This is a genomic window from Aeromonas sp. 602200, from assembly GCF_049173895.1.
Taxonomy (GTDB): Bacteria; Pseudomonadota; Gammaproteobacteria; order Enterobacterales; family Aeromonadaceae; genus Aeromonas; species Aeromonas veronii_A.
In genome coordinates this window covers 143,756-170,260 of the sequence record NZ_JAAKSL010000007.1, presented here as the reverse complement: position 1 = coordinate 170,260, position 26,505 = coordinate 143,756, and the positions used below count along the sequence as shown (strand labels likewise).

Sequence of the window (26,505 nt, the reverse complement as noted above, 5' to 3'; positions counted from 1 at the left end):
TTTGCTTTTGGTCAGCTCGCCTGTTTGCCAGCGGGAACCTCAAAGCGCGGCGGATAGAGGCCAAGCCGACTGGCCTCGGCCAGAGCAGCCATGATCTCCTCCCCGGTCAGCTGGTAGAGATGATCGAGACTAGGCAGCACAAAATAGGTGGGCTGCATGATGTCGATGCGATACGGGGTGCGCAGCACAGTCAGTAGATCGAAGGGTTGCAGCAGCGGTTTGCCACAGAGGGCATAGGCGGTCTCGCCGATGGAGGAGAGAATGCCGCCACCGTAGATACGCAGCCCGTCCGGCGTTGCCAAGAGGCCAAACTCCACGGTGAACCAGTAGAGCCGCGCCAGAAAAACCCGCTGCTCCTTGCTCGCCTGCTGCCCCAACTGACCGTATAGGTGGGTGAAGTGGGCAAAGGCCGGATTGGTCAGCATGGCGCAATGGCCGAAGATCTCGTGAAAGATATCGGGCTCTTGCAGGTAGTCGAGCTCGTCGCGGCGCCGGATAAAGGTCGCCACCGGAAACTGGCGATTGGCCAGCAGGGCGAAGAAGCGATCGAACGAGATAAGTGCAGGTACTGCCGCCACCGACCAGCCGGTCGCAGGCTGCAAGACGGCGTTGATCTCGGCCAGCTGGGGGATGCGATCACGGGGCAGCCCCAGCCTGTCGAGACCGGCCAGATATTCGTTACACCCCTTGCCATCGAAGGCGGCGAACTGGCGTTCGATCAGGATCTGCCAGGTACCATGCTCCTCGTTGCTGTAGTGGATCACCCCGTCAGCATCCGGCTGGTGGGCGGTGTAAAAGGTTGCCATAGCGGTTCCATCCTCTGGCGCCACATCAGGCGCCTTGCCGTTTCATCACGGTTTCACTGTAACGAAATGGCAACAAAAAAAGCAGCCGACCCATGAGTCGGCTGCCGGAAACAGTTGTAAATAAATTGTGACAATCCGCTAACCAATCCCCACTACAGCTTGACCATGATATGGCGCGGCACTGTGTAATCCTCCAGCGCATAGAGGGAGAGATCCTTGCCGTAGCCCGACATCTTCATGCCGCCGTGGGGCATCTCGGAGGTGAGCATGAAGTGGGTGTTGATCCAGGTGCAGCCATATTGCAAGTGGCTGGCCACCTTGCTGGCGAGGCTCAGATCTTTGGTCCAGACCGACGAGGCGAGGCCATAGTCCGAGTCGTTGGCCCACTGCACCACCTGCTCGGCATCGCTGAAACGGGTCACCGACACCACGGGGCCAAACACCTCGCGGCGCACGATCTCATCCTCCTGCCGGGCCCCGACAATCAGGGTCGGCTCGAAGAAGAAGCCGTTGCCGGGACGGATCTTGCCCCCCGCCGTCACCTCCACATGACCGCTGCTCTGGGCCCGCTCGACAAAGCTGGCGACCCGGTTGCGCTGTCTGTCCGAGATAAGCGGCCCCATCTCAACCCCCTCCTCGTACTGGCTGCCCACCTTGATGGAGGCCACCGCATCGGTCATGGCGGCGACGAACTTGTCGTAGATCTTGCCCTGGGCATAGATACGGCAGGCGGCGGTGCAATCTTGCCCTGCATTGTAAAAACCGAAGGTGCGAATGCCCGCCACTACGGCCTCCAGATCCGCATCGTCGAAGATGATCACCGGTGCCTTGCCCCCCAGCTCAAGGTGGGTGCGCTTCATGGTGCGGGCGGCGCTCTGCAGGATCTTCTGGCCGGTGGCGATATCGCCGGTGAGCGACACCATCCGCACCAGCGGGTGCTCCACCAGCGGCGCCCCTACACTCTCGCCCCGCCCGCAGATGACGTTGATGACGCCGCGGGGGAAGATCTCGCTGGCCAGTTCGGCAAGCCGCAAAGCGGTGAGCGGGGTCTGCTCGGAGGGTTTGAGCACCACCGTATTGCCCGCCGCCAGCACCGGCGCCATCTTCCAGGCCGCCATCATCAGCGGGTAGTTCCAGGGGGCGATACTGCCCACAACACCAATGGGGTCGCGGCGGATCATGCTGGTGTGCCCCTCGAGATACTCCCCCGCCAGCGGCCCTTGCAGGCAGCGGGCCGCCCCGGCAAAGAAGCGGAAGCAGTCCACCACCGCGGGCAGCTCGTCGTTGAGCACAGCCAGATAGGGTTTGCCGCAGTTGAGGGATTCCAGCGCCGCAAACTCCTCGGCGTGGCGCTCGACGAGATCCGCCAGACGCAGCAGCAGGTTGCTGCGGCTTGCCGGGGTAGTGCGGCTCCACTGGGCGAAGGCGCGCTGGGCACCGTTCACCGCCCGGTTCACCTGTTCGAACGAGGCTTCGGGCACGGCGGCGATCTGTTCGCCGTTGGCCGGGTTGAGAATGGGTTCGGCCTGCCCCTCGCCGGTCACAAACTGGCCATCAATCAAGAGTTGGGTAGAGAGTTTCATGGTTGCATCCTTGCGCACGCGTTGAGTCATCATTTGCCACTGCCAGCGACATCATGGGTGTCGCGAGTGAGGTAGTAGGCAAGCAAAATGGGGATAGTGGTGAAGGCCACTATGATGAGGGCCACCACGTTGGTGACCGGCCTGTCTCGGGGACGGATCAGCTCCTGATACATCCAGATGGGCAGCGTGGTCTGCTGGCCCGCAGTGAAGGTAGTAACGATCACTTCGTCAAAACTCAGGGCAAAGGCCAGCATGCCCCCCGCCAGCAGCGCCGTGGCCAGATTGGGCAGGATCACGTAGCGCAGGGTCTGGAAGCCGTCGGCCCCGAGATCCATCGACGCCTCGATGAGGCTCTGGTTGGTGCGGCGAAAACGGGCCAGCGCATTGTTGTAGACCACCACCACACAGAAGGTGGCGTGGCCGATAACGATGGTCCAGAAGCTGAACGGGATCTCCATCAAGCCGTAGGCCGAGCGCAGCGCGATACCGGTGACGATACCGGGCAGCGCGATGGGCAACACCAGCAACAGCGACACCACCTCCTGACCGAAGAAGCGGCTGCGGGCAATGGCCCCTGCCGCCAAGGTGCCGAGGATCATGGCTGCCAACGTCGCCAGCCCCGCGACCTCCAGCGACAGCTGGATGGCACGCCACACATCGGGGCGATTGAGGGTCACCTCGAACCACTTGAGGGTGAGCCCGGGGGGCGGAAACTGGTAACTCTTGCTCTCGCTGGTGAAGGCGTAGAGGAAGATAAACAGAATGGGAAAGTGCAGGAACAAGAGTCCACCGATGGCGGCGTACTTGAGCAGGCCCGAAGGGCGCTCTCCCTGACGGCTCACTGAGCTAGCTGACATGACGGCCTCCTTGCTGCCGGTTCAAAGCGATAGAGTCAAAGCGCATCAAAGGCTCCTAACCGTTTCGCAATCGCCAGATAGATGGCGATGATAAGGATCGGCACCAGCGAGAAGGCGGCGGCAAAGGGCAGATTGCCCGCCGTTCCCTGCTGCATGTAGACCACCTGACCGATATACATGGTCGAGTTGCCGATGATGCCGGGGATGATGTAATCACCGAGGGTCAGCGAGAAGGTGAAAATGGAGCCCGCCACCACACCGGGCAACGCCAGCGGCAGGATCAGGTTGCGAAAGGTCTGGGCGGGTGTCGCCCCCAGATCGCTGCTCGCCTCCAGCAGGGATCGCGGTATACGCTCCACCGCTGCCTGAATGGGCAGGATCATGAAGGGCAGCCAGACATAGACGAACACGATAAAGGTGCCGAGCCGCGAAAAAGAGAGCGACGGGCCACCTATCACCGGCAGGGAGAGGATTGCATCGAGCAGCCACTCCAGCCCCATGCTGTCGGCCAGCCAGCTCACTACCCCCTCCTTGGCCAAAATCAGCTTCCAGGCATAGACCCGCACCAGATAGCTGGACCAGAGCGGCAGCATGATCCCCACATAGAACAGCGCCCGGGTCTTGCCACTGGTGTAGCGTGCCATGTAGTAGGCAACCGGAAAACCGAGCAGGGCGCATGCCAGGGTCACCAGCAACGACATGCCGACGGTGCGGCCGATCACATCCAGATTCTCCGGCCGCAGCAGGGCGACGAAGTTTTGCAGCCCCAGCTCGTGGCGCACCTGACCGCTGAACTCGTCCAGCCCGAACAGAGAGTTGGAGAGCAGCATCAGCAAGGAGCCGACATAGATGATGCCGAGCCACAGCAGCGGCGGCCCCAGCAGGATCGCCAGCAGCAGGCCGGGCCGACCATAGAGCAGGGTCGAGAGGCGCCGCAGCGGCCTGAAACGGGCAGGTTCGGGCTGATGGTTCATGGCAAGACTCGCACTGTGAGGGGCACTCATGGCTGCGCCCCCTGATGGGCGCCGCTCAGGCGATGGATAGCCTGCTCCGGCCAGCTGAGGCTGACCCTGCTGCCACGCGCCAGACGGGCCTGCCCCTCATTGGGGTGGTTGACGATGATCTCGAGCTGCTCCCCGAGATCAACCCGATAACGGACGAAGGGACCCAGATACTCCACCTCGCGGATCTCCCCCGACCAGCCCGGCGTGCCCGCCTCAGCGAGCCGGATCCGCTCCGGGCGCACCATCATCTGGCTGCCGTCGCCGCACAGCCGTCTGGCCTGCTCCCCTTCGAACAGATTGACGGTGCCAACGAAGCGGGCCACAAACGGCGTCGCCGGAGCATCGTAGATGGTATCGGGGGCGGCTATCTGCTCGATCTTGCCCTGGCTGAAGATGCAGATCCGGTCGCTCATAGAGAGCGCCTCCTGCTGATCGTGGGTGACGAAGATAAAGGTGATGCCCAGCTGGCGTTGCAACGCCTTGAGCTCAAGCTGCATCTGCTCGCGCAGCTTGAGATCGAGGGCCCCCAGCGGCTCATCCAGCAGCAGGATGCGTGGCTGGTTGATGAGGGCTCTGGCGATGGCGATGCGCTGGCGCTGGCCGCCGGAGAGCTGGCTCGGGCGGCGCTTGCCGACCCCGGGCAGTCGCACCAGCTCCAGCATCTCGTCCACCTTGCGGTAACGCTGTGCCTTGGCGACCCCCTTGAGCATCAGGCCATAGCCGATGTTGTCGCGCACATCCATGTTGGGAAACAGGGCATAGTCCTGAAACACGGTATTGAGGTTGCGATCGTAGGGGGGCACGGTGGAGCAGGGCTCGCCGAACAGGCGGATCTCCCCGTCGCTCGGGTACTCGAAGCCCGCGATCATCCGCAGGCAAGTGGTCTTGCCGGAACCGCTCGGCCCCAGCAGGGTAAAGAATTCCCCGGAGGGGATCTGGAAAGAGATGTCATCGACCGCCTTCACCTCGCCATAGTGGCGGCTGACCCGGTCAAATTGTACGGCGTTCATGGGGCGTCCTTGTCTGTGCTGGGATGGGCCGGACTCCTGTCCGGCCCGCTTGATTATCCGGTCTCGGCAGTCGTGCAGAGTCGGAGCGCCTTAGCGACCACCCAGAATGGCGATATAGTCGGAAACCCAGCGGTAATAGGGCACGCAAGTTCCCTGGCTCTTGCACTGGGAGACCGGAGTGCGCCAGAAACGAACCCGATCGAAGTTGTCGATACCGTTGGTTTTGCACCCGGTCGGGCCAAGCAGGGCATTGCCCTCGCAGGCGGCAGGCACCACAGGCACCGAGCCAAACCAGGCGGCGAGATCCCCCTGTAGCTTGTTGTTCAGGGAGTGCTCCAGCCACTTGTAAGCGCAGGTGAGGTTCTTGGCATCGCTGTGCACCATACTGGTATCGGCCCAACCGGTGACGCCCTCTTTGGGCACAGTGGTGGCGATAGGTTGCTTGTCGGCGATCAGGGCGTTGGCCTGGAACGGCCAGGAGCCGGAGGCAACCACCCCTTCGTTCTTGAAGTCATCGATCTGGACGAAGGCATCATGCCAGTAGCGTCCCACCAGCTGACGCTGCTTGCGCAGCAGATCGAGAGAGGCCTTGTACTGATCCTCGTTCAGCTCGTAAGGATCCTTGATGCCCAGCGCGGGCTGATGGGTCATCAGATAGAGGGCGGCATCGGCGATGTGGATCGGGCCGTCAAAGGCCTGCACCCGCCCCTTGTTAGACTTGCCATCCGCCAGGGTCTGTTCCTCGAATACCACGTTCCAGGAGTCCGGTGCCTTGGGGAATACCTTGGTGTTGTACATCAGGATATTTCCGCCCCACTGGTAGGGCACGCCGTAGTGCTTGCCATCCACAGTGTGCCAGGGGGCATTTTGCAGCCGGGGATCAATCTTGCTGTAGCTCGGGATGAGTGCCAGATTGAGCGCCTGCACCTTGCCACCGGCAATCAGACGCAGACTGGCATCGCCGGAGGCGGTCACCAGATCGAAGCCCCCCTCGTTCATCAAGGCCACCATCTCGTCCGAGGTGGCCGCCGTCTTGACGCTCACCTTGCAGCCGGTCTCTTTCTCGAATCCGGTCACCCAGTCGTAGTTCTTGTCGGTCTCGCCACGCTCAACGTAGCCAGCCCAGGCCACGATATTGAGCTGGCCTTCACCCTTGCCGAGCTCGGTCGGGGCAGCCTGGGTCTGGCCTGCCAGCAGCGCCGGAACAAGAGCCAGCATCAGAGGGGTCAATTTCATCATGCACTCCTTGCATTGTGTTGACTTGCATCAGGTGAGGGAACGCCGCCGTGTGCGTTAACATCCTGTTAACCAGCAATGAGCTTAGGGGAGTGGCAATACGATGAATATTTCAATTTTTGGTGGCTCAGGTATCAGCTAAATCGATATCGAGTGCAGATGAATCTGATTTTTGGTGGCTACCCCGCAAGAGATGGCTAGCGAGGGAGCGCCTGACGGGCCCGCAACCGGCTCTGATCCCGCGCAATATCGATAAATTCCCGCGCCGTCCAATCCAGCCGAGAACCACGGCGCCACACCAGCCCGATATCGATGGCGGGAATGGGCTCTTTGATGGGGCGCGCCTCGACCCGCTCCTGCTCCAGCGACCAGGGGCGATAGGCAAAATCGGGCAACAGGGCGACCCCGAGCTGGCTCGCCACCAGACTGCGCACTGCCTCCACCGACGCGGTGCGCAGCACGATACGGGGGGAGATGCCGTAGCGGCGCAGGCCGCCACCGATGATCTGATCCAGCTGATCGGCGGTCAGCGAGATCATCGGCTCCTCCCCCAGTGCGGTGAGCGAGAGGGTCGACTCGGCGCAGAGCGGGTGGTTGGCTGCCAGCCAGAGCCGCAGCGGCGAACGGGTCAGCAATTCGGTATCAAACGCCTCTTGCCGGATGGTGCGGTTGGTCATCAGGATCCCCACATCCACCTCGCCATTGACGATCTGGTGCTCCAGAAAAGGCTGTTCATCCTCCTTCACCTCGATCTGTACCGCCGGAAAGGCACGGCGAAAGCGGCCAAGCGCCTCTGAGAGGTAGTAACCCGCCACCAAGGTGGTCACGCCGATGGTGAGTCGCCCCTGATCCTGCTGGGCCACCGCTTTGAGGGAGTGGCTCGCCTCGGTCATGGCGCCGAGAATGCGGCGGGCGTGGAGTAAAAACTGGTGGCCTTGGGTGGTGAGGGTGACGCCGCGCGGATTGCGCTCGAATAGCGGGGCGCCGAGCTCGGTCTCCAGCTCGCGAATGGCGCTGGTGACCGCAGACTGGGAGATATGAAGCTCGGCTGCGGCACGACTCACTGAAAAGCTGTCGGCCACGGCAACAAAATAACGGATCTGGCGAAAGGTAAAGTTCATCGGGCATCCTTGCCGATTGGTACGATGAGTGTGATTGGTAAGATTGACTGCCAGCTTAACCGTAAACGGGCGCCTCGCCAAAACCGGACACTGCTGCCAACTCAATGATCTGCCGATTAAAACCATGCCCCTGCGGCTTGGCGAGCACAACAGGGGCATGGGTCATCGCAGCAAGGTGCAGACAGGGCTATCAGGATTTGTTGAGATACCCCGCCAGCTGGCCGATCAGCCGCTTGCGCAGCTCGCCGAGTTTCGGCTTCTCGTCCGCACACCAGGGCAGCGGGCGGCACGCCTCTATAGTACGCAGGCCAAGGCGAGCAGTGAGCAGCCCGGCCCCCACCCCTTGCGCCGCGCGGGCAGAGAGCTTGGCGGCAAACTCGGCGCCCAGCAAGTCCATCCCCACCTCGGTCACCAGCTCGGTAGCACCGGCGTAGAGCATGTTGCGAAACACCTGACGGATGAGGCGAATCCGGCTCCAGTAACCAAGTTCGATGGCGTAGACATCGGCGATATCTTCAATCATCCGCAGGTTGCGCCACAACATCAGCATCATGTCGACGGTGGCGAGCGGGCTGAGCGCCACCAGCACAGCGGCCTCCCCCGACCATTTGGCCACCCGCGCCTGCGCCAGTTTGTCGCGTTCGCTCAATACCAGCTGACTGTAAAGGGTCAGCACCTCCCGATCGCTGTGGCTCTCGTCGAGCTGGGCCAGCCAGGTTTGATACCCTTCGCGCCCCTTGTCGCCACTTTTGACCGCCAACCCTTCGCAAAAGGCCTGCCCCTGCCCGACACCCTGATGGGCCAGCAGATCTTCTGCCCGCGAGCGCACATCCTGACGCCGCTTGAGGGTGCGCAGGCGCAGCCACTCGCGCTCCACCACGCTGGCGAAGCCCGCCGCCACCAGCGCCGAGGCCGCCAGCCAGGCGCTGCCCCAGAGCGGGGTGGTGAGGAATTGATCGTAAAGAAAGGCGCCATACTGGCCCAACGAGAGCAGACCGACCGCCCCCAGCCCCCACGCCAGCAGCCGATGGCGGCGGCGCGGTTTGATGACGAGGGCGCTCTCCACCTCGGTGAGCTCGTCCAGCTCGTCGAGGCGCTCGAAACTCGCCTCCTCCAGCCGCTGGGCCGGTGCGGGCGGTCGCTCGTCACTGGCCACAGTCAAGGCAGGCTCTAGGATCACCTTGCCCTGCAGCGGTGGCCGCTCTTTTATCTGATCGTTCATCGCATTGTTCTCCTGTGCGCAGCCTTCGGCTCAGGTGCCAAGACTGCACACCGTTATTCGAGGTGATCCCCGAGCAGAAACTCCAGCGCCGCATCGAGCCGGATATGGGGCAGCGCCTGATGGGTGCTCATGGGCATGGGGCGAAACGCCTGAAAATCAAAGCCCTGATTGTTCCACCACTGCGCAGGCGGAATATGGGGCGGCACCTCCCCGGGGAAGAGCAGCAGCGGCTCACCGCTCAGACTGGTGCCACGGATGGCGGGGAACTCGCGGCCATTGGCCACCCCCTTGCCCACTTCGGTCGCCTTGATGGCGGCGAGCGCCAGACACTCGGTGGTGATCCCCTCAAAACGGGCCTGGCCGCGGCCACTGCGCACCAGATGCTGGAGCAGGGAGACCATGGGCGCATGCTGTTCGGGGGTGACGTGATCGGCCTTGCTCGCCACAAACAGCAGCTTGTCGATACGGGGCGAGAAGAGTCGCCGCCACCAGTTGCTCTTGCCATAGGCAAAGCTCTCCATGATGCGGGCGATGGCCTGCTGCATGTCGCCAAAGCTGGCCGCCCCGGCGTTAAGCGGCTGCAGGCAATCCACCAGCACGATCTGGCGATCAAAACCGGCAAAGTGCTGCTCATAAAAACCCTGCACCAGATGCTGCTTGTACTGCTCGAAGCGCTGCTTGAGGGTGGCGTAGAGGGTGCCATCGGCAGGCTCGCTGGCAGGCATATCCCACACCCAGGGGACAAACTGCAGCATGGGGGCACCGGCATACTCCCCCGGCAACACGAAACGGCCGGGTTGAATAAGGTGCAATCCCAGCTCCTGTTTGCAGGCGTGCAGGTAGGCGGTGTAGCGCTCGGCCAGCTCAGCCACCGGCCGCTCTTCGAAGCGCTGATCGGCCTGCCACCCGGGTGTCAGCCAGCTGGCGGCAAGCGCCTGCAGCTCTGGGCGGCGCAGCTGCTCGCGCACCTGTTCGCTCCACTGCTCGTAGCTCATCTCAAGGAGCGGCAAGTCGAGCAGCCACTCCCCGGGGTAGTCCACCAGATCCACGTAGAGGGTGGAGATCTCCCCCAGATGCTTGCGCAGAGGGTGACGGGTGCGATAGCGGATTTCGAGGCGCACTTCGGCCACGCCGCGGGTGGGCTCGGGCCAGGCAGGTGGATCGCCAAACAGGGAGTCGAGGCCACGCTCGTAGGCAAAGGTGGGGATGTGGGCATTGAGCTGCGGCACCCGGCGGGCGCCGAGGATGCGCCCTTGACGCAGGGCATCCCACAACGGCAAACGGCCATCGATGGCCGCGTGTTCCAGCTGGTTGACCAACGCCGTGATAAAGGCGGTTTTGCCGCTGCGAGAGAGGCCGGTCACCGCCAGCCGGATATGGCGATCCCGCACCCGGTTCACCACGTCGTTCGCCTTGTGTTGCAGGCGAGTCAACTTCTGTTCCAGTTTGTTGAGTATCAAGGCTTGATCCGTTCTCCCTTGGTGGTTGCATCCGGCGTGCTCAGCCGTGCGAGAGGTCGACCGCTTATCCACGTCTGGATAGTTGTCGTCGATAGTGGATCATCACAGAAGATTCCACCATCGACATTGAGTGCTTTAGCAAGCACTACAGCTTGCGAAATTCCCGCTGCAGGGTGAACTCCCTGGAGGTCACCAGTTTCTCGATCCGCTGAACTCTGGGCTCCAGCGCGTCAAGTTCCTGCTCGATACGGCCCAGCGCCTGATGAGGGGTGATCCCCGCCTGCCAGCTGCGCGCTTTCATCCGCACCTCGGCAAAGTCGGCATCCTCTTGCGAATAGAGGGTGACCGGCTTTTTGTCGAGCAGGAACCAGGCGGCGATATAGGCGGTGAAGGTGATGAAACCGGCGAAGATAAGGCCACTGATGGCGAGCAGCCGCACGATCCAGGTCTCCACCCCGAAATACTCAGCCAAACCGGCACAGATCCCGGCTATCTTGCCACGCTGGGGATCACGATAGAGGTTACGCCCTTCACGACTGACACTGCTCATACCTTGTTCCTCCAACCGGGTACTTCCGCATCCAGAATCGACTCCAGCGCGCCCACTCGCTCCTGCATCTTCTCGGTGCGAGCCAGCAGCCCTTGCAGCTGTTCCCGCTCGCTATCAGCAAGACCGGCGCCAATCCGCCCCTTGGCACGATAGTGCAGCACCAGCCAGATGGGGGCTACCACCACCATGAAGACCACCATGGGAACCATCAATACGCCCAGCAGATCTTCCATCTGTTACTCCCCCTGTTTGCCTTCGCTTTTGCTGTCGCCCTGGCCCAGCTTCTGGCGCATGGCTTCCAGCTCACGACTTATCTGATCGTCCACTTCCAGCTCGGCAAACTGTTGCGCCAGCGCCTTGTCGGACTGACCCAGATCGGCGCGCGCTTCCATTTCGTCGATGCGACGCTCCATCCGCTCAAACTTGCTCACCACCGCCTGGCTCTCGCCACGGGCTACCTGGCTCTGCACATTGAGACGGCTGCTGGCCGCTTCGGTGCGAATGGCCATCGCCTTTTGACGGGCGCGGGCATCTTCCAGCTTGGCTTCGAGCTGACGGATCTCTTCACCCAGCTTCTCGATGCCGCTATCGACCGCCTGCTGCTCGCGGTAGAGGGTCTCTGACAACTCGGTCTGTTTCTTCTTCTCGATAAGGGCGGCGCGGGCCAGATCTTCACGCCCCTTGGTCAGGGCCAGCTCGGCCTTGGCTTGCCACTCGTCGACCCGCTCCTGATGACGGGCGACCTGACGACCAATCTCTTTCTGGCTGGCGAGGAAGCGGGCCAGATTGGAACGCTCTTTGACCAGCTCGTCCTCCATCTCCTGGATGATCAGGCGCACCATCTTCTGGGGATCTTCTGCCTTGTCGAGCAGGGCCGTCAGGTTGGAATTGATGATGTCGGCCAGACGGGAAAAAATACTCATGATTGCACTCCTGTTATTGGCATGGCGTTGTTTCTCCATTGACAATGGCAACTTGTGTGCCAATCTGGAACAAAATTTAACTTGTTGATTTATATGGGGCAGAATAGCCGGATTGCAAGATGCCTCGCGCAAGAGATGATTAAAATCACCAACTTTTGGTAAGATTGACCAGCTTTTACAACTGACAGGGATCACTATGACCACGGCCACGGAAAGCCTGCTGGGGGAATCCAACGCATTTCTCGAGATCATTGAGCAGGCCTCACGGCTCGCCCCGCTGCGCAAACCCGTGCTGATCATCGGTGAGCGGGGGACGGGCAAGGAGCTGATCGCCCACCGCCTACATTATCTCTCGGCGCGCTGGGATCAAAGCTTTGTCACCATCAACTGCGCCACCCTGAGCGAGAGCCTGCTGGAAACCGAGCTGTTCGGCCACGAAGCGGGATCGTTTACCGGCGCGGCCAAGCGCCATCAGGGCCGCTTCGAGCGGGCCGATGGCGGCACTCTGTTCCTCGACGAGCTGGCCACCACCAGCGCCCGGGTGCAGGAGAAGCTGCTGCGGGTCATCGAGTATGGCGAGTTCGAGCGAGTGGGTGGGGCCAAGCCCCTCAAGGTGGATGTGCGGCTGGTCTGCGCCACCAACGAGGATCTCCCTGCGCTGGCCGACAAGGGGCAGTTTCGCCACGATCTGCTCGACCGACTCGCGTTTGATGTGATCACCCTCCCCCCCTTGCGGGAGCGGCGGGAAGATATCCTGATGCTGGCGGAACACTTCGCCCACAGCATGACGCGGGAGCTGGGCTATCCGCTGTTTGCCGGTTTCTCGCGTAAGGCAACCCAGCTGCTGCTGGATTACCACTGGCCGGGCAACGTGCGGGAGCTGAAGAACGTGGTGGAGCGCAGTATCTATCGTCAGGGCAATCCCCAGCTGCCGCTCTCGACCCTGGTGCTCAACCCGTTTGATTCCCCCTGGCGACCACAGGTCACGCAACCTGCGCAAGAGGCCCGAAGCGAGGTACAATCTGCATCCCCCCTCGCCTTGCCGCTCGATCTCAAGCAGGCGGTGGCGGAGTACGAGATTAATTTACTCAAGCAAGCGATGCAGCAATCCCAGTATAATCAGCGCAAAGCCGCTCAACTGCTGGCCTTAAGCTATCACCAGTTCCGTGGCATGCTACGCAAATATCAGCTGCTGGATGGCGATAACGATGCAGAACAAGAGTGAAGGAGTGCGGTTGATGCCGACTCCAGCAACACGCCAGCCTTCGCGCTGGCACATTTGTATCAAAACGTGCGTACAAACCCCCTATAAGAACATGGTTCAACAATGAGAATGCTCACACCCTTGCTGCTGGGTATGCTGGTGCTGGTCACCGGCTGCCAGAAGCAACCCGAGGCCTCCAAAACCGGACTCATCTATTGTGCTGAGGGATCCCCCCTCTCCTTCAATCCCCATGTTTCCAACTCCGGGGTGACACTGGATGCCAGTGCCCGTCCGCTCTACGACCGCCTGCTGGAGGTGAACCCCAATACCCTGGCGCTGGAGCCGGCGCTCGCCACCAACTGGCATGTCAGCGAGGATGGCCTCACCTATACCCTGACCCTGCGCAAGGGGGTGACGTTTCACCATACCCCCTGGTTCAAGCCCACCCGCACTTTCAATGCCGATGACGTGGTCTTCACCTATGCCCGCCAGCTTGACGAGCAGCACCCCTATCACAATGTCTCCGGCGGCGATTACCCCTACTTCTACAGCCTGGGGCAAGACCTGCTGATCAAGCGGGTGAGCAAAAAGGGGCCGCAGACGGTAGTGTTCGAGCTGAACCAGCCGAACGCTTCCTTCCTCGCCACTCTGGCCAGCGACTATGCGGTGATCCTCTCCGCCGAATACGCCGAGCAGATGTTGCAGGCGGGCACCCCAGCCCTGCTCGATAGCCGCCCTATCGGCACCGGACCGTTCAGCTTCAAGGAGTATCGCCACAACGAGTTCATTCGCTATCTGCGCCACCCCGGCTACTGGGGCGGTGATGCCAAGATTGAACAGCTGGTCTACGACATTACCCCCAAATCCGCCAAACGGCTGGCCAAGCTGCTGACCGGCGAGTGCGACGTTATGAGCACCCCTTCCGCCAGTCAGCTCTCGGTGATCAAGCAAAATCCGGCGCTCAGTCTCTCGGTCCAGTCGGGGATGAACGTCGCCTTTTTGGCCCTCAATACCCGCAAGCCGCCGTTCAACAACGTCAAGGTGCGTCAGGCCATTGCCAGCGCCATCAACATCGACAACCTGTTGCAGGCGGTCTATTTCGATACCGGCCTGCCCGCCAACAGCCTGTTGCCGACCCTCTCGTGGGGGTACAACCCCAGCCTGCCCGAGCGCAAACCCGACCTGAAACGGGCGCGCCAGCTGCTCAAGGAGGCGGGGCTGGAGAAAGGGTTCGAGATGCAGGTGCTGGTACAGCCAGACGCCCGCCCCTACAACCCGGATGCGGTCAAGACCGCCCAGCTGATCCGCAGCGATCTGGCCAAGGTCGGGATCAAGCTCAAGATCGTGCAACGGGAGTGGCCGGTGATCGAAGGCCGTCTCACCAAGGGGCAGTACGACAGTCTACTCTCCGGCTGGATTGCCGATAACGCCGATCCGGACAACTTCTTCCGCCAGCTGCTGAGCTGCTCGGCAGTGGAGCGCGGCAACAACTACAGCCGCTGGTGTAGCCCGGCCTTCGATCAGTTGCTGGATGATGCGGTCACCACGCCCCAGCTCTCGTTCCGGCTGCGTAACTACTACTATGCCCAGACCCTGCTTAACGAACAGCTGCCGCTGATCCCGCTGGCGCACGCCTTGCGTACCCAGGTCAGCCGCAGCGACATCGAGGGGCTGACGCTGATGCCCTTTGGCGGCACCTCCTTCAACCAGGCTCACAGGGAGTAAGCATGCTTCTATACACCTTGCGCCGCATCAACCTGCTGCTTATCACTCTACTGGCGCTGACCTTTGTCGCCTACCTGCTGGACTATCGGCTGATCGGCAATCAGCTCAGCTTCTGGAGCGGCTATCCCGACTTCCTGCGCCGCATTTTCGCAGGCGACCTGGGGCTCTCCAGCGTCTCCGGGCTGCCGGTGCTGGACGAGATCCGCCACTATTTTCCCGCCACCCTGATCCTCTGCCTAGCGGCATTTGCCATCTCGCTGCTGGTGGGTATCCCCCTCGGCACCCTGGCGGCCCTGTCACAAGGCAAGACGCTGGATCTCTCCATCATGACCGCCGGTCTTATCGGCTATGCGGTGCCGGTATTCTGGCTGGCACTGCTGGTGGTAATGCTCTTTTCGCTGGATCTCGGCTGGCTACCATCATCAGGACAGATCAGCCTGCTCTACGACGTACCACACATTACCGGTATTGCCCTGATCGATGTGTTGTTGAGCCACGAACCCTGGCGGCAAGCGGCACTGCACGATGCCCTGCGCCACCTTATCCTCCCGTCACTAGTGCTGGCGGTGGTGCCCACCACCGAGGTGATCCGTCATGTGCGCAGCTCGCTCATCGACGTAATGAAGCAGAACTACATCAAGGCGGCGGCGAGCCGGGGCCTGTCCAAGGCACAGATCGTCTGGCGCCATGGTCTGAAGAACGCCCTGCCGCCGGTGCTGCCGCTGCTGGGTTTGCAACTGGGCAGTGTGCTCACCTCCGCCATGATCACCGAGGTGGTGTTCGAGTGGCACGGGATCGGCCGCTGGCTCATCAGCAGCATCGCCCTGCAGGATTACGCGGCCATCCGCGGCGCCACTCTGGTGGTGGCCAGTTTCGTGATTCTGATCAGCGTCAGCACAGAGTTGCTGACCACCCTTATCTATCCGGCACGGCGCAAAGAGCTCTATGCCAAACAGGATTGAACGCGCTCATGGCGTGACCAGGAGCCAGGTACTCTATGCAAGATAAATCGAACATCTATCCCGAACTCAAGATCCTCTCGCCCCTTGAGCAGACGTGGGCATCCTATCGCCGCAATCCGCTCGCCATGGCGGGGCTCTGGTGTTTTTTGCTGTTGCTGCTTATCACGCTGGTGGGGCCGCTGGTCGTTCCCTACGGTATTGATGAACAGCACACCGACAGGCTGCTGCTCGCCCCCTCCTGGGCGGCGACCGGCAATATCGACTACTTCCTTGGCACCGATGATTTGGGGCGCGACATGCTCTCCCGGCTGGTGGTGGGGGCACGTCTCACCTTCGGCTGTGCCCTTGTCGTGGTGGTGATCGCCATGGTGGTGGGCTCCGCCATCGGCATACTCGGCGGCATGAGCAAGGGGCTGAAATCGAGCGTGCTGCACCACCTGCTCGATACCCTGCTCTCCATCCCCTCCCTGCTGATGGCCATCATCATGGTTGCCATTCTGGGGCCGGGCCTTGGCAATACCCTGATCGCCATTACCCTGGCATTGATCCCCCCCTTTATCCGGGCCACTTACAACGCGGTGCATGCCGAGATGCAGAAGGAGTACATCATTGCCAGTCGGCTCGATGGCTCGCCCCCCTTCAGGATCATGCGGCTGGCTATTTTGCCCAATATCGTCGAGACCCTGGTGGCCCAGACCACCCGCACCTTGTCTGCGGCCATTCTCGATATCTCGGCAGTCGGTTTTCTCGGCCTCGGCGCACAATCCCCTCAACCGGAGTGGGGCACCATGCTGGCCGATTCGAGTGACCTCATCTATCTCGCCCCCTGGACCGTCACTTTGCCGGGCATGGCTATCCTGTTCAGCGTGCTGGCCACCAACCTGGTTGGTGAAGGCATCCGCGAAGCACTCAAAGAGGGGAATGACTGATGCCACTGCTCGATATTCGCAATCTCACCATCGAGATCGACACACCGCAAGGCAAGGTCAAGGCGGTGGACAAGGTGAGCCTGACCCTGACCGAGGGGGAGATCCGCGGTCTGGTGGGTGAATCCGGCTCAGGTAAAAGTCTGATCGCCAAGGTGATCGTCGGCATCGAGAAGGACAACTGGACGGTACGTGCCGACCGGATGCGCTTCAACGACATGGATCTGCTGAGCATGCCTCCCAAGGAGCGCCGTCGCATCATGGGTCGCGAGATCGCCATGATCTTCCAGGACCCCATCAGCTGTCTCGACCCCTCCGAGGAGATCGGCACCCAGCTGGAAGAGGCAATCCCGACCGATTCGTTCGAGGGGCAATTCTGGCAACGCTTCCAGTGGCGCAAGAAGAAGGCCATCGCCCTGCTGCACCGGGTCGGCGTCAAGGATCACCGCAAGGTGATGCGCGCCTATCCCCATGAGCTGTCGGATGGCATGTGCCAGAAGGTGATGATCGCCATGGCCATTGCCAACCAGCCGCGTCTGCTGGTAGCCGACGAGCCCACCAGCGCCATGGAGTCCACCACCCACTCCCAGATCCTGCGACTCCTGGACAAGATGAACAAGCTGGGCAATACCACCATCCTGATCATCAGTAACGACATCGCCGCCATCGCCAACCTGACCGATACCATCAACGTGATGTACTGCGGCCAGATGGTGGAAGTGGGCACCCGGGAGCAAATCCTTGAGGCCCCGCATCACCCCTATACCGATGCCCTGCTCAAATCGATCCCCGACTTTGACAAGCTGGTGCGCCACAAGTCGCGCCTCGAGACCCTGCCCGGCGTCATCCCGCCACTGCAACACCTGCCCATCGGCTGCCGTCTGGGGCCGCGCTGCCCCTACGCCCAGAAGCAGTGCGTGCAGACTCCTTTGATGAACAAGATCAAGGGCCATCAGTTCAGCTGTCACTTCCCGCTGAACATGGAGGAGCCCAAAAAATGATGACCGTTAATGCCCCCATGAAGGAGCCCCGCTTGTGATCGAGCCATCCCTGTTGCAGGTCAGAGGCCTTAGCAAAACCTACCAGAACCGTACCGGTCTGTTTCGTCGTCAGGCAGTAGAGGCGATCAAGCCCCTCTCGTTCGATCTCGAAGTGGGCCAGACCCTCGCCATCGTCGGCGAAGCTGGCTCCGGCAAGAGTACCCTCGCCCGCATTCTGGCCGGCATGATCGAACCCACCAGCGGCGACATCGCCATCGACGGCCAACTGATGGTGCATGGCGATTACCAGACTCGCTGCAAACTGCTGCGGATGATTTTTCAGGATCCCAACACCTCGCTGAACCGCAAGATCCGGGTCGGCCAGATCCTGGAAACCCCGCTGCGTCTCAACACCGAGATGACCGAGGAGGAGCGCCGTGAGAAGGTGGTGCAAACCCTGCGCATGGTGGGGATGCTGCCGGACCACGCCCTGTTTTATCCGCAGATGCTCTCCTCCGGTCAGCAACAGCGGGTGGCGCTCGCTCGCGCGCTGATCCTCAACCCCAAGATAGTGGTGGCCGATGAGGCGCTCTCCACCCTGGATATCTCGGTACGCTCCCAGATCATCAATCTGCTGCTGGAGATGCAGGAGACCATGGGACTGAGTTATGTGCTGGTAGCCAACGATCTGGGCATCGTCAGCCATATCAGCGACGAGGTGCTGGTAATGCACGAAGGTCGGGTGGTGGAGCGCGGCAAGACTCTCAAGGTGTTTGCCGATCCCCAGCATGAGGTGACTCGCCGTCTCATCCAGAACTACAACAACGAATACCGCAAATAGAGAGGCGCTGGCCGCTCCCTTGCCGCTGTGTTTCGCCGAGCTCACTCGGCGAGATCAAAAAAGCCCACTGCATGCAGTGGGCTTTCTGTTACCGGCGTTGCTGCTTAGGCTTGCAGCAGCAGACGGTTGATACGGGAGACGAAGCTCGCCGGATCGTTCAGCCCGCCCTGCTCGGCCAGCTGGGCCTGTTCGTGCAGCAGGGTGACCCACTCACCGAACAGAGCCTCGTCTTCAATGGTGTCGAGTTTCTTCACCAGCGCATGGTCAGGGTTGAGCTCCAGAATGTACTTCTGCTCCGGTACCGGCTGGCCGGCCGCACGCATGAGCTTGATCATCTGGGTGCTCATACCGTAGGCGTCAGTGACGATGCAAGAGGGTGAATCGGTCAGACGGTGAGTGACACGCACCTCTTTCACTACATCGCCCAGGCTCTTCTTGACCCGCTCCACCAGACCGGCGTTAGCTTTTTCGGCCTCTTCCTGCGCCTGCTTGGAGGCTTCATCTTCCAGATCGCCGAGATCCAGTTCGCCACGGGTGACGGAGATGAGCTGCTTGCCGTCGAACTCGGTCAAGTGGCTCATCAGCCACTCGTCCACTCGCTCCCACATCAGCAGCACTTCGACACCCTTCTTGCGGAAGATCTCGAGGTGCGGGCTGTTCTTGGCAGCGGCATAGGAGTCAGCAGTGATGTAGTAGATCTTCTGCTGCCCTTCCTTCATGCGACCAACGTAATCCTCGAGAGAGACTGTCTGGGCTTCGCCCTCTCCAGCGGTGCTGGCAAAGCGCAGGAGCTTCGCGATCTCTTCGCGGTTGGCGTAATCCTCGGCCGGGCCCTCTTTGAGCACGTTACCGAACTCTTTCCAGAACTTGGCGTACTTCTCGGCATCGTCTTTCGCCAGCTTGGAGAGCATGGTCAGGACGCGCTTGGAGCAAGCTTTGCGCAGGGAGGCGGTCACCTTGTTGTCCTGCAGGATCTCGCGGCTAACGTTGAGCGGCAGATCGTTGGAGTCCAGCACCCCTTTGACAAAACGCAGGTAGGTCGGCATAAACTGCTCGGCGTCGTCCATGATAAAGACGCGCTGTACGTAGAGCTTCAGACCGTGCTTCTGCTCGCGGTTATAGAGGTCAAACGGTGCGCGGGCCGGTACGTAGAGCAGGCTGGTATACTCCTGCGCCCCTTCCACCCGGTTGTGACCCCACAGAAGCGGGTCTTCAAAGTCGTGGGCGACGTGCTTGTAGAACTCCTGATACTCCTCGTCCTTGATATCTTTCGGGTTGCGGGTCCACAGTGCCGTGGCGCGGTTGACCTGCTCCCACTCGCCCGGGGTGCCGACGATGGTCTCACCATCCTCTTCGCGATCCGGGGTGCCCTCTTTGTACATCTCTACAGGCACGCTGATGTGATCGGAATATTTGCCCACCACGGAGCGCAGACGCCAGTCATCGAGGAACTCGTCCTCTTCGGCACGCAGGTGCAGGATGACATCGGTACCGCGACCCTCTTTGGTCACATCAGCGACGGTGAAGGAGCCTTCGCCTTCCGATTCCCACTGTACGCCCTGCTCCGGAGCAGTACCGGCGGCACGGGAGACCACGGTCACCTTGTCGGCCACGATAAAGGCGGAGTAGAAACCGACCCCGAACTGACCGATCAGTTGGGAATCCTTACCCTGATCGCCGGAGAGGTTTTTGAAGAATTCTGCGGTGCCGGACTTGGCGATGGTACCCAGGTGCTCAATCACCTGATCACGGGTCATACCGATCCCGTTATCGGAGATGGTCAGGGTACGCTTCTCTTTGTCCACCACCAGACGCACACGCAACTGGCCGTCGTTTTCGAACAAAGAGGCATCGGAAAGCGCCTTGAAGCGCAGCTTGTCCGCCGCATCGGATGCGTTGGAGATCAGCTCGCGCAGGAATACTTCTTTGTTGGAGTAGAGGCTGTGAGCCATCAGGCTCAGCAGTTGTTTGACTTCAGTCTGAAAGCCGTGGGTTTCGGCATGAACACTTTGGGTCATGGACCAATCCTCAGAAACATCGGGTTGAACATATGCCCAACCTAGATGGGGACAGCGCTCCAAATATCAAGGGGGCGAATGTGCAATCCTGCTCATTCGCCCCCTTTTTCCATTCAACTGCCGATTTTCTGATCAGGCCGTAATGGCACAATCCTCTCCAGCCCCTTATTTGAGGCGCTGGCGCCCCATCAGGGAGTGGGAGAGCGTGGTGCCATCCACCAGCTCCAGCTCGCCCCCCACCGGCACCCCATGGGCGATGCGACTCACCTCCACCCCGGCGGCACGGGCCATGTCGGCGATATACCAGGCGGTAGCATCCCCCTCGATAGTGGGATTGGTGGCGAGGATCAGCTCGCTGATGTTCTCTTCCTTCAGACGGCGCTCGAGAATATCGAGCCCCAGCTCCTCCGGGCCTATGCCGTCCAGCGGCGACAGATGGCCCATCAGCACAAAGTAACGACCGGAAAACTGGCCGGTCTGCTCGATGGCGGCCACGTCCGCCGGGCTCTCCACCACACAGAGCAGGCCATTCTCTTCCCGCTTGGGATTGGCGCAGATATCGCAGCGATCGTTCTCGGTAAAGGTGCGGCAGTGGCTGCAGTGACCGATCTCGGTCAGGGCGCGGGAGAGCAGCTGGGCCAACCGCAAACCGCCGCTGCGCTCACGCTCGAGCAGGGTAAAGGCCATCCGCTGGGCAGACTTGGGCCCCACCCCCGGCAATACCTGCAGGGCTCTCATCATCTCATCGAGCAGGGGACTGAACTTCATAACACTCCTTACACAGGCCAGCCCCTCGCCACCACCAGGGCCACGACGGGTCAGCAAAACAGGATAACGCCATTGGCGCAGGACTATACCCGAGCCGGCCCATGACTGCCATTTGCTTTGCTGGCCAGCGCAAAAACTCGGCGCTTATATTTGGTCAAAGACAAACGGGTGGTGTAATAAAAGATCGCTCCCCTCATCAGGACAAGGAGGTTAAATGGAGACACAACATATAAAGCCTCTGGTCCGCCGAAACGGGCTAACCCTGATCTGGGCCGGGGGGCTCATCACCAGCCTGATGCTATTACTACTCTGGTTGCTTGTGGAAGGCCCGGTGCTCACGGCCTATATATTGCTACTGAGTGGCATGATGATAACCTTGATAGGCTGGTTCAAGCTCAATGAGCCCCCGATCAGCCTATCCCTATGCCAGCACTCCCTCCACTATCACCACAAATATGGCGGCTGGGCACTGAAGTGGCACAACATCCAGCGTATCGATCAACCCAGAATCCATGTTGGTTGGGATCTCCAGCCCCTGCCCTATATCGGTTTCAAGATAAAACAGTATGACGAGTTTCTGACACTGATCACTCCCAGACTGGCCGTGCATCTGTTGACAGAGCAGCGCCCTGTGTTGCTGCATGCCCTGCATAATGAGCAGCTCCATGGGCAGCCAGTGCATACCAATGACCCCTTACAAGGCATCGACTGGCTGGAAGAGAGTCACTTTTGCTCCCCGCAAGGGCTGCACTACGATGGAGCATTGGCCATGCTGGCTCAACGGATGATTCGCATGCGCCACTTGCTCGGTTATGACCTGTTGATCCCGGTAGGCAGCCTGGATCGGGAACCGGATGATTTCCTCAAACTGCTGCGCCAATACAGGCAGGAGGCGATCGTCTCTCCACTACCTTCATCAGAGCCACATGCTCAATAACCCCCATGCCAAGTGGTTGTCGCTACGTCCCAGGCACTGAACGGTGAGCTATCCAACGCGGTTGTAACACCCATTAGACGATTGCAGAGAGTGCTGATGAGAACTACCGATTCCCATAACACTAAATACTCATACCCTGAAGTAACCACCCTTCACCATGTGGTGCGGTGTTTATTTGAACAGTTAACTGCCATGGGTCATGGCAGTTAAAGAGGCTCATTTTTCGACATTGGATGCCAAAACGCTCAAGCGCTCTTGGCAACACGTTTTTATTTGTAATGGCTAACCAAAATCTAATTACCATACAAGTAACCCGAATTGCCGACGCACCTCCTACAGCGAATCATCACTTTTATTTAAGCCTTATTTTTTATACACTTAAATACATGTCGGGAGATTATTGGATGGCTTTTCCCTCAGATAACGAAGGATGTCGAGCCGAGTAAAACCAATCAGGAAGCAGAACACGTGTCCTCGAGAAGCAAACAAACCGTCAAGCTTGATGATGTCGCGGCCCTGGCCAAGGTGTCCCCCTCGACAGTCTCACTTTATGTACGTCATCCAGACAAGGTAAGAGCCAATACCGGCCATAAAATTCAGCGTGCCATTGATGAATTGGGTTATGTGCACAACAAAATTGCCAGTCAGTTTACTGCCGGGCGAAGCTCGGCAATGGCAATTATCGTTCCTTCCATTTCCAATATTACCTTTAGTACCTTTGTCCAACAGATTGAACATATCGTGAGTGATGCAGGTTTTCAGCTCTATATTGCATCTCATGATCACTCAATGGAAAAAGAGGAACAGCAGATCCGCTCCATTTTACAATGGTCTCCTGCTGCCATAACCCTCACTGGCGCGAAGCACAGTGATACTACGATTCGTATGCTGGAGCACAGTGCGGTGCCTGTGGTTCAAGCATGGCAAATCGGTGAAGCCAGTCCGTTTGTCGCGCAGGTCGGTATAGATCATTTTCAGGTGGGTTACGATGCCGCATCTTACCTGATACGCTCCGGCTGCCATAAAATTGCCTATTTCACGACCCGTTTTAACGATGACGTGCGTGCGCAGAGCCGCTACAGCGGCTTTTGCCAGGCACTTGAGACGGCGGGTATGGATCCCTTGTTGGTCGAAATCCCTTACAGCGACAATATTTACCCCGCCGCACGCGAACTACTCATCAAGACACTGCTCAAAGAGCGCAAACTCGACGGCATTTTTGCATCAAACGATACCATTGGTACTGCATTGCTGATGGAGGCGATTGCACGCAATATCCCGGTACCAGAGCAACTATCTATCATCGGGTTTGGCGATTTTCCTAGCAGCGGTTATCTGGCCCCCGTGACCTTGTCCAGTATCAATATCAATATTCACTCTGTTGCCAGCCAGGCTGCATCCATGATGTTGCGGATGGCTCGCGATCCCGATTATAAGGGCGAGATCATTGATGCAGGATTTGACTTGATCCCCAGACAGAGTACCCGGTTTGTTTTGTGACCAAGCCAATATAGTCACACCATGAACCATCACAAAACCATGGCCTTGATAAATAGCCCATGAATATAAATGCCCCCCATGTATCTACCAGAACACTATCCATTGCGTCAGATATTTTTAAGCAGGGCACCAGTCACTGCCAGCGCTACAGGGTTTTGGTTAAGTAATATCGCTGATGAAACACCGGGCACTTTTCCAACGTCATGACGACGGAATAACCCCTCGCTTGGTAAAAAGGCTTTGCTTGAAAACTAAAAGTATCGAGCTGTGAAAAACGGCAGCCGCGCTCTCGGGCAGCCTGCTCCATTGCCGCCAATAACCGGCCTCCTACACCGCGCCCCCGCAGACTGCGGGCCACCCACAGATACTCGATATAGAGCCAGTTGCCGTAGGTATGGCCACTGCATCCTCCGGCACGACGTTGCTGCTCATCCTGATAGAAGATGGCAAGTGGGCGACGTATCTGTTCACCGACAAACTCACGATTGGTGGTGATCAGATTGTCTCGTAAAAAATCGATGTCGTCCTGGCTGGGGTTTTGCACAACGTAAAGAGTGTCAATCATGCTGCTCTGCTCCTCTGGTGAAACATAATGGCCGTGAACATTGTCACGGCCATGGGTTATCCGGGTCGCATCCTCTATGGCGAACGCCGGTGCGATTTACGCCAGATCCTTTAGCTCGGCAAACAGCGAAGCCCAGGGGCTTTTGGCACGATAGAACACAGGCGGCTGGCCAATCGGTGCAGGCAGAGTGACCCGCTGGCCCCCTGTAAAGCTCTGGCCGCTCCAGACATGCGTCCACTGCTCACCTGCAGGCAGGTAAGTTGTCCACTCACACGCATCCCCTTGGTGAACCGGTGCCACCAGCAACTCTGACCCATAGAGGTATTGATCCTGTATGACGTAGGTCTCGGGATCATGTTCAAAATGCAGCATCATGGCACGTTGAACCGGATACCCTTTCTCGGCCGCTTCGTCCACCATGCTACGCAAGTAAGGAGTCAGGTGGCAATAAACTCGGGTCATCCGGGCAAAATGCGCCAACGTGCTGCCATCCTGGTCAAACTGGAAGTTCTCATCAGGGCGGTTACCTTCGTGGGTACGCATGACTGGGGTAAAGGCAGCCATTTCAACCCAGCGGTCAAACAGCTCCTTGGTTCGACGGTTGCCAAACAGTGAGGTGTAGCCACCGATATCCGAGTGGTGATAAGCGTTCCCCAACATACCGGAGGAGAGCGCCCCCGAGATCACCGTGACCAGACCGTCGTGACGGCTGAAATCGACACATTGATCGCCTGCCCACAGTAGCGGGCAGTATTGCTGCACCCCGGTGTAACCGGCTCGCATAAAGAACAGGGCATCACCGGTTTGGCCGTTCATCGCGATCGCGTCAGCGTTGCACTGGGCCCACAGAGTCGGCCAGGCATTGTGCATCAGCTTGGCATCGACACCGTTGTGCAGGTAGATGTTATCGGTCGGCAGGTACTCGCCAAAGTCAGCCATCCACCCCTTGATCCCCATGTCCAGCATGTTTTTACGCAGCACGGTATCACGGAACCAGGCCATGGCGTCTGGATTAGTAAAGTCGATACAGCCGCAATAGAATTCGCCAAAGTCGACCAGCGCAACCTGACCATCCTTGTCCAGCGCCATATAGCCGAGCTCTTTGGCGATCGGAAACAGCTTGCCATCTTCACACAGGTAGGGGTTGACGTAGGCCATGAACTCGATGCCCTGGTCATTGAGCGCCTTGATCCTAGCGGGCAGATTGGGGTAGCGATCCTGATGGTGCTGCCAATCCCAGTCCCAGAACAGGCGTTTGCCAAACGAGGTGACCCGCAAGCCGCACCAGTCTTCACTCCACAAACCCGAAACCTTGATGCCATGGTCAATGGCGTTTTCCAGGCGACTGAAGGTATTGACCTCCCCCCCCTTCAGACCAAGGATCGCCCCCTTGTAAACCCACTCCGGCAACCTGGGCTGGCGGCCAAACCGAGCGGACAGTTTTTCGATAATGCCCAGATAGCTCTCTGCGGTGCGCAACTCGATGGCCTGCGGGATCGCCCACACTTGCAGCTCATGAAACCCTTCGTGACGAAAATCGAAATCGGCATAAGCGGTGGTGTCGATATGGCAGCTGTATTTGCGAGAGGAGACAAACGTGGGTTGCGGATAGTTGGTGTGGTAGTAATCCCCACCGGCTTTGCCCATCACATCGGCTTTCCATTTGATCTCGCTGTGGGGATGGCGACCAACACCGGGCTCTGACGTCCACAACGGAAAGTGACGACCACGCAAATCGAAATAGGACATCTGCTCGCCACAACCCCAGACATGCTCTTTACGTTCGGCCGGCAATCTGACCCAAAAGCGGTTATATGCCTCGTCCAGTATGGTCGGATAAAGCATCACATCATCGCCATCACACACCACAGCCACCTGTAGCAAAGCCGGGGTCAAGGCATTCGGGGCAAAAACAAACAGGTTGTTGTCAACCTGTTCGATATGAGTCAATGCGACGCGAGACTCGATATAGTCTTCGATATCAAAATTGCCGCGATAAATTTCCATTTTTTCCCGGCCCTTGCCTATATAAAACGCCGGGGCATCCGCTTGATGAGAAAATAACAACTGCTGCTGGTGCTGAATCGTTAACGCCTGTGACGAAAATTCGAGTTGCATTGCATAAGCTCCTGTTTAGTCGGGCCATCCCCGCTTGCTCGCAAACACAATAATAGCGCTACGATTTAATTTCAATCGCGTAAAACCCAAACAGCGATCTCGATCACCAATCAACACTCGCCACACGAAAACGTTTGGCTCGTTTGCAAACACCATTTGTAAGAGAATCCTTAACCACCAGCGCAATCT

General features: G+C 59.4%; 24 protein-coding genes. 8 read left to right on the top strand and 16 right to left on the bottom strand.

Annotation, left to right across the window (positions count from 1 at the left end):
* Positions 1-11: 11 nt before the first annotated feature.
* From phhA to pspA, 12 genes are all read right to left on the bottom strand, one after another.
* On the bottom strand, positions 12-806 hold the full coding sequence (gene phhA / locus G5221_RS10990; protein WP_421263236.1) for a phenylalanine 4-monooxygenase: 795 nt from the start codon (positions 804-806) through the stop codon (positions 12-14).
* Positions 807-958: 152 nt separating this feature from the next.
* Positions 959-2,389, bottom strand: a complete 1,431-nt coding sequence (locus G5221_RS10985) for a gamma-aminobutyraldehyde dehydrogenase (RefSeq protein WP_216953438.1) — start codon at positions 2,387-2,389, stop codon at positions 959-961.
* A 29-nt stretch (positions 2,390-2,418) separates the two neighbouring features.
* The gene (locus G5221_RS10980) at positions 2,419-3,246 is read right to left on the bottom strand and encodes an ABC transporter permease (protein WP_005352644.1); all 828 of its coding nucleotides are present in this window, start codon (positions 3,244-3,246) and stop codon (positions 2,419-2,421) included.
* A 35-nt stretch (positions 3,247-3,281) separates the two neighbouring features.
* Entirely contained in the window at positions 3,282-4,250 is a 969-nt protein-coding gene (locus G5221_RS10975; protein ID WP_005346227.1) for an ABC transporter permease, read from the bottom strand.
* Positions 4,247-5,260 carry an ABC transporter ATP-binding protein gene (locus G5221_RS10970; RefSeq protein WP_139407866.1) on the bottom strand — a complete coding sequence of 338 codons (1,014 nt, stop codon included), beginning with the start codon at positions 5,258-5,260 and terminating at the stop codon, positions 4,247-4,249. Before G5221_RS10970 ends, G5221_RS10975 begins: the two co-directional genes overlap by 4 nt.
* 90 nt (positions 5,261-5,350) lie before the next feature.
* Entirely contained in the window at positions 5,351-6,496 is a 1,146-nt protein-coding gene (locus G5221_RS10965; RefSeq protein WP_335865069.1) for an ABC transporter substrate-binding protein, read from the bottom strand.
* A 197-nt stretch (positions 6,497-6,693) separates the two neighbouring features.
* Positions 6,694-7,617 (bottom strand): LysR family transcriptional regulator, encoded by a 924-nt coding sequence (locus tag G5221_RS10960; protein ID WP_005346246.1) that lies wholly within the window; start codon positions 7,615-7,617, stop codon positions 6,694-6,696.
* A 190-nt stretch (positions 7,618-7,807) separates the two neighbouring features.
* The gene (locus tag G5221_RS10955) at positions 7,808-8,839 is read right to left on the bottom strand and encodes a YcjF family protein (protein WP_421263235.1); all 1,032 of its coding nucleotides are present in this window, start codon (positions 8,837-8,839) and stop codon (positions 7,808-7,810) included.
* 53 nt (positions 8,840-8,892) lie between these two features.
* The gene (locus tag G5221_RS10950) at positions 8,893-10,299 is read right to left on the bottom strand and encodes a YcjX family protein (RefSeq protein ID WP_421263234.1); all 1,407 of its coding nucleotides are present in this window, start codon (positions 10,297-10,299) and stop codon (positions 8,893-8,895) included.
* 145 nt (positions 10,300-10,444) lie between these two features.
* The gene (pspC, locus tag G5221_RS10945) at positions 10,445-10,849 is read right to left on the bottom strand and encodes an envelope stress response membrane protein PspC (RefSeq protein ID WP_421263233.1); all 405 of its coding nucleotides are present in this window, start codon (positions 10,847-10,849) and stop codon (positions 10,445-10,447) included.
* Complete coding sequence (gene pspB, locus G5221_RS10940) at positions 10,846-11,082, bottom strand: envelope stress response membrane protein PspB (RefSeq protein WP_005333672.1); 237 nt, start codon at positions 11,080-11,082, stop codon at positions 10,846-10,848. Before pspB ends, pspC begins: the two co-directional genes overlap by 4 nt.
* Positions 11,083-11,085: 3 nt before the next feature.
* Positions 11,086-11,772 (bottom strand): phage shock protein PspA, encoded by a 687-nt coding sequence (gene pspA, locus G5221_RS10935; protein WP_005361184.1) that lies wholly within the window; start codon positions 11,770-11,772, stop codon positions 11,086-11,088.
* Between the two features lie 196 nt (positions 11,773-11,968).
* On the opposite strand from pspA, the gene pspF reads away from it, so the two are divergent.
* The 6 genes from pspF to G5221_RS10905 all read left to right on the top strand — a co-directional run bounded on the left by pspF (position 11,969) and on the right by G5221_RS10905 (position 18,410).
* Positions 11,969-12,997 (top strand): phage shock protein operon transcriptional activator, encoded by a 1,029-nt coding sequence (gene pspF, locus G5221_RS10930; RefSeq protein ID WP_005333674.1) that lies wholly within the window; start codon positions 11,969-11,971, stop codon positions 12,995-12,997.
* 108 nt (positions 12,998-13,105) lie between these two features.
* Positions 13,106-14,701, top strand: a complete 1,596-nt coding sequence (gene sapA / locus G5221_RS10925) for an ABC transporter substrate-binding protein SapA (protein ID WP_040069341.1) — start codon at positions 13,106-13,108, stop codon at positions 14,699-14,701.
* A 2-nt stretch (positions 14,702-14,703) separates the two neighbouring features.
* Positions 14,704-15,663 carry an ABC transporter permease gene (locus G5221_RS10920; RefSeq protein ID WP_158113400.1) on the top strand — a complete coding sequence of 320 codons (960 nt, stop codon included), beginning with the start codon at positions 14,704-14,706 and terminating at the stop codon, positions 15,661-15,663.
* A gap of 35 nt (positions 15,664-15,698) precedes the next feature.
* Entirely contained in the window at positions 15,699-16,592 is an 894-nt protein-coding gene (locus G5221_RS10915; RefSeq protein WP_421263232.1) for an ABC transporter permease subunit, read from the top strand.
* Positions 16,592-17,590, top strand: coding sequence for an oligopeptide/dipeptide ABC transporter ATP-binding protein (locus G5221_RS10910; protein ID WP_244774344.1), 999 nt, complete (start codon positions 16,592-16,594; stop codon positions 17,588-17,590). Before G5221_RS10915 ends, G5221_RS10910 begins: the two co-directional genes overlap by 1 nt.
* Before the next feature lie 34 nt (positions 17,591-17,624).
* A complete protein-coding gene (locus tag G5221_RS10905) occupies positions 17,625-18,410 on the top strand; it encodes an ATP-binding cassette domain-containing protein (RefSeq protein ID WP_005333681.1) in 786 nt (261 codons plus the stop codon).
* A gap of 104 nt (positions 18,411-18,514) precedes the next feature.
* On the opposite strand, the gene htpG is transcribed toward G5221_RS10905, so the two are convergent.
* Positions 18,515-20,428: a molecular chaperone HtpG gene (htpG, locus tag G5221_RS10900; RefSeq protein WP_421263231.1), complete on the bottom strand. Its 1,914-nt coding sequence runs from the start codon at positions 20,426-20,428 to the stop codon at positions 18,515-18,517.
* A 165-nt stretch (positions 20,429-20,593) separates the two neighbouring features.
* Complete coding sequence (gene recR, locus G5221_RS10895; protein WP_421263230.1) at positions 20,594-21,196, bottom strand: recombination mediator RecR; 603 nt, start codon at positions 21,194-21,196, stop codon at positions 20,594-20,596.
* A gap of 214 nt (positions 21,197-21,410) precedes the next feature.
* Between recR and G5221_RS10890 the strand changes: the two genes are divergently transcribed.
* A complete protein-coding gene (locus G5221_RS10890) occupies positions 21,411-22,133 on the top strand; it encodes a DUF2982 domain-containing protein (protein WP_421263229.1) in 723 nt (240 codons plus the stop codon).
* Between the two features lie 468 nt (positions 22,134-22,601).
* On the top strand, positions 22,602-23,633 hold the full coding sequence (locus G5221_RS10885; RefSeq protein WP_421255449.1) for a LacI family DNA-binding transcriptional regulator: 1,032 nt from the start codon (positions 22,602-22,604) through the stop codon (positions 23,631-23,633).
* 145 nt (positions 23,634-23,778) lie between these two features.
* Here G5221_RS10885 and G5221_RS10880 read toward each other — a convergent pair whose 3' ends face one another.
* Entirely contained in the window at positions 23,779-24,198 is a 420-nt protein-coding gene (locus tag G5221_RS10880) for a GNAT family N-acetyltransferase (protein ID WP_421263228.1), read from the bottom strand.
* 96 nt (positions 24,199-24,294) lie between these two features.
* Positions 24,295-26,316, bottom strand: coding sequence for an alpha-glucosidase (locus tag G5221_RS10875; protein WP_421263227.1), 2,022 nt, complete (start codon positions 26,314-26,316; stop codon positions 24,295-24,297).
* Between the last annotated feature and the right edge of the window lie 189 nt (positions 26,317-26,505).

What these genes read in the sequence shown, in the direction of transcription:
- pspC (WP_421263233.1), bottom strand. Translation starts at nt 10,849, where the DNA reads ATGAGCAGTGTCAGTCGTGAAGGGCGTAACCTCTATCGTGATCCCCAG.
- recR (WP_421263230.1), bottom strand. Translation starts at nt 21,196, where the DNA reads ATGAAGTTCAGTCCCCTGCTCGATGAGATGATGAGAGCCCTGCAGGTA.
- htpG (WP_421263231.1), bottom strand. Translation starts at nt 20,428, where the DNA reads ATGACCCAAAGTGTTCATGCCGAAACCCACGGCTTTCAGACTGAAGTC.
- G5221_RS10985 (WP_216953438.1), bottom strand. Translation starts at nt 2,389, where the DNA reads ATGAAACTCTCTACCCAACTCTTGATTGATGGCCAGTTTGTGACCGGC.
- G5221_RS10920 (WP_158113400.1), top strand. Translation starts at nt 14,704, where the DNA reads ATGCTTCTATACACCTTGCGCCGCATCAACCTGCTGCTTATCACTCTA.
- G5221_RS10975 (WP_005346227.1), bottom strand. Translation starts at nt 4,250, where the DNA reads ATGAGTGCCCCTCACAGTGCGAGTCTTGCCATGAACCATCAGCCCGAA.
- sapA (WP_040069341.1), top strand. Translation starts at nt 13,106, where the DNA reads ATGCTCACACCCTTGCTGCTGGGTATGCTGGTGCTGGTCACCGGCTGC.
- G5221_RS10875 (WP_421263227.1), bottom strand. Translation starts at nt 26,316, where the DNA reads ATGCAACTCGAATTTTCGTCACAGGCGTTAACGATTCAGCACCAGCAG.
- G5221_RS10965 (WP_335865069.1), bottom strand. Translation starts at nt 6,496, where the DNA reads ATGAAATTGACCCCTCTGATGCTGGCTCTTGTTCCGGCGCTGCTGGCA.
- G5221_RS10960 (WP_005346246.1), bottom strand. Translation starts at nt 7,617, where the DNA reads ATGAACTTTACCTTTCGCCAGATCCGTTATTTTGTTGCCGTGGCCGAC.
- pspF (WP_005333674.1), top strand. Translation starts at nt 11,969, where the DNA reads ATGACCACGGCCACGGAAAGCCTGCTGGGGGAATCCAACGCATTTCTC.
- G5221_RS10910 (WP_244774344.1), top strand. Translation starts at nt 16,592, where the DNA reads ATGCCACTGCTCGATATTCGCAATCTCACCATCGAGATCGACACACCG.
- G5221_RS10915 (WP_421263232.1), top strand. Translation starts at nt 15,699, where the DNA reads ATGCAAGATAAATCGAACATCTATCCCGAACTCAAGATCCTCTCGCCC.
- G5221_RS10970 (WP_139407866.1), bottom strand. Translation starts at nt 5,260, where the DNA reads ATGAACGCCGTACAATTTGACCGGGTCAGCCGCCACTATGGCGAGGTG.
- pspA (WP_005361184.1), bottom strand. Translation starts at nt 11,772, where the DNA reads ATGAGTATTTTTTCCCGTCTGGCCGACATCATCAATTCCAACCTGACG.
- phhA (WP_421263236.1), bottom strand. Translation starts at nt 806, where the DNA reads ATGGCAACCTTTTACACCGCCCACCAGCCGGATGCTGACGGGGTGATC.
- pspB (WP_005333672.1), bottom strand. Translation starts at nt 11,082, where the DNA reads ATGGAAGATCTGCTGGGCGTATTGATGGTTCCCATGGTGGTCTTCATG.
- G5221_RS10980 (WP_005352644.1), bottom strand. Translation starts at nt 3,246, where the DNA reads ATGTCAGCTAGCTCAGTGAGCCGTCAGGGAGAGCGCCCTTCGGGCCTG.
- G5221_RS10890 (WP_421263229.1), top strand. Translation starts at nt 21,411, where the DNA reads ATGGAGACACAACATATAAAGCCTCTGGTCCGCCGAAACGGGCTAACC.
- G5221_RS10955 (WP_421263235.1), bottom strand. Translation starts at nt 8,839, where the DNA reads ATGAACGATCAGATAAAAGAGCGGCCACCGCTGCAGGGCAAGGTGATC.
- G5221_RS10880 (WP_421263228.1), bottom strand. Translation starts at nt 24,198, where the DNA reads ATGATTGACACTCTTTACGTTGTGCAAAACCCCAGCCAGGACGACATC.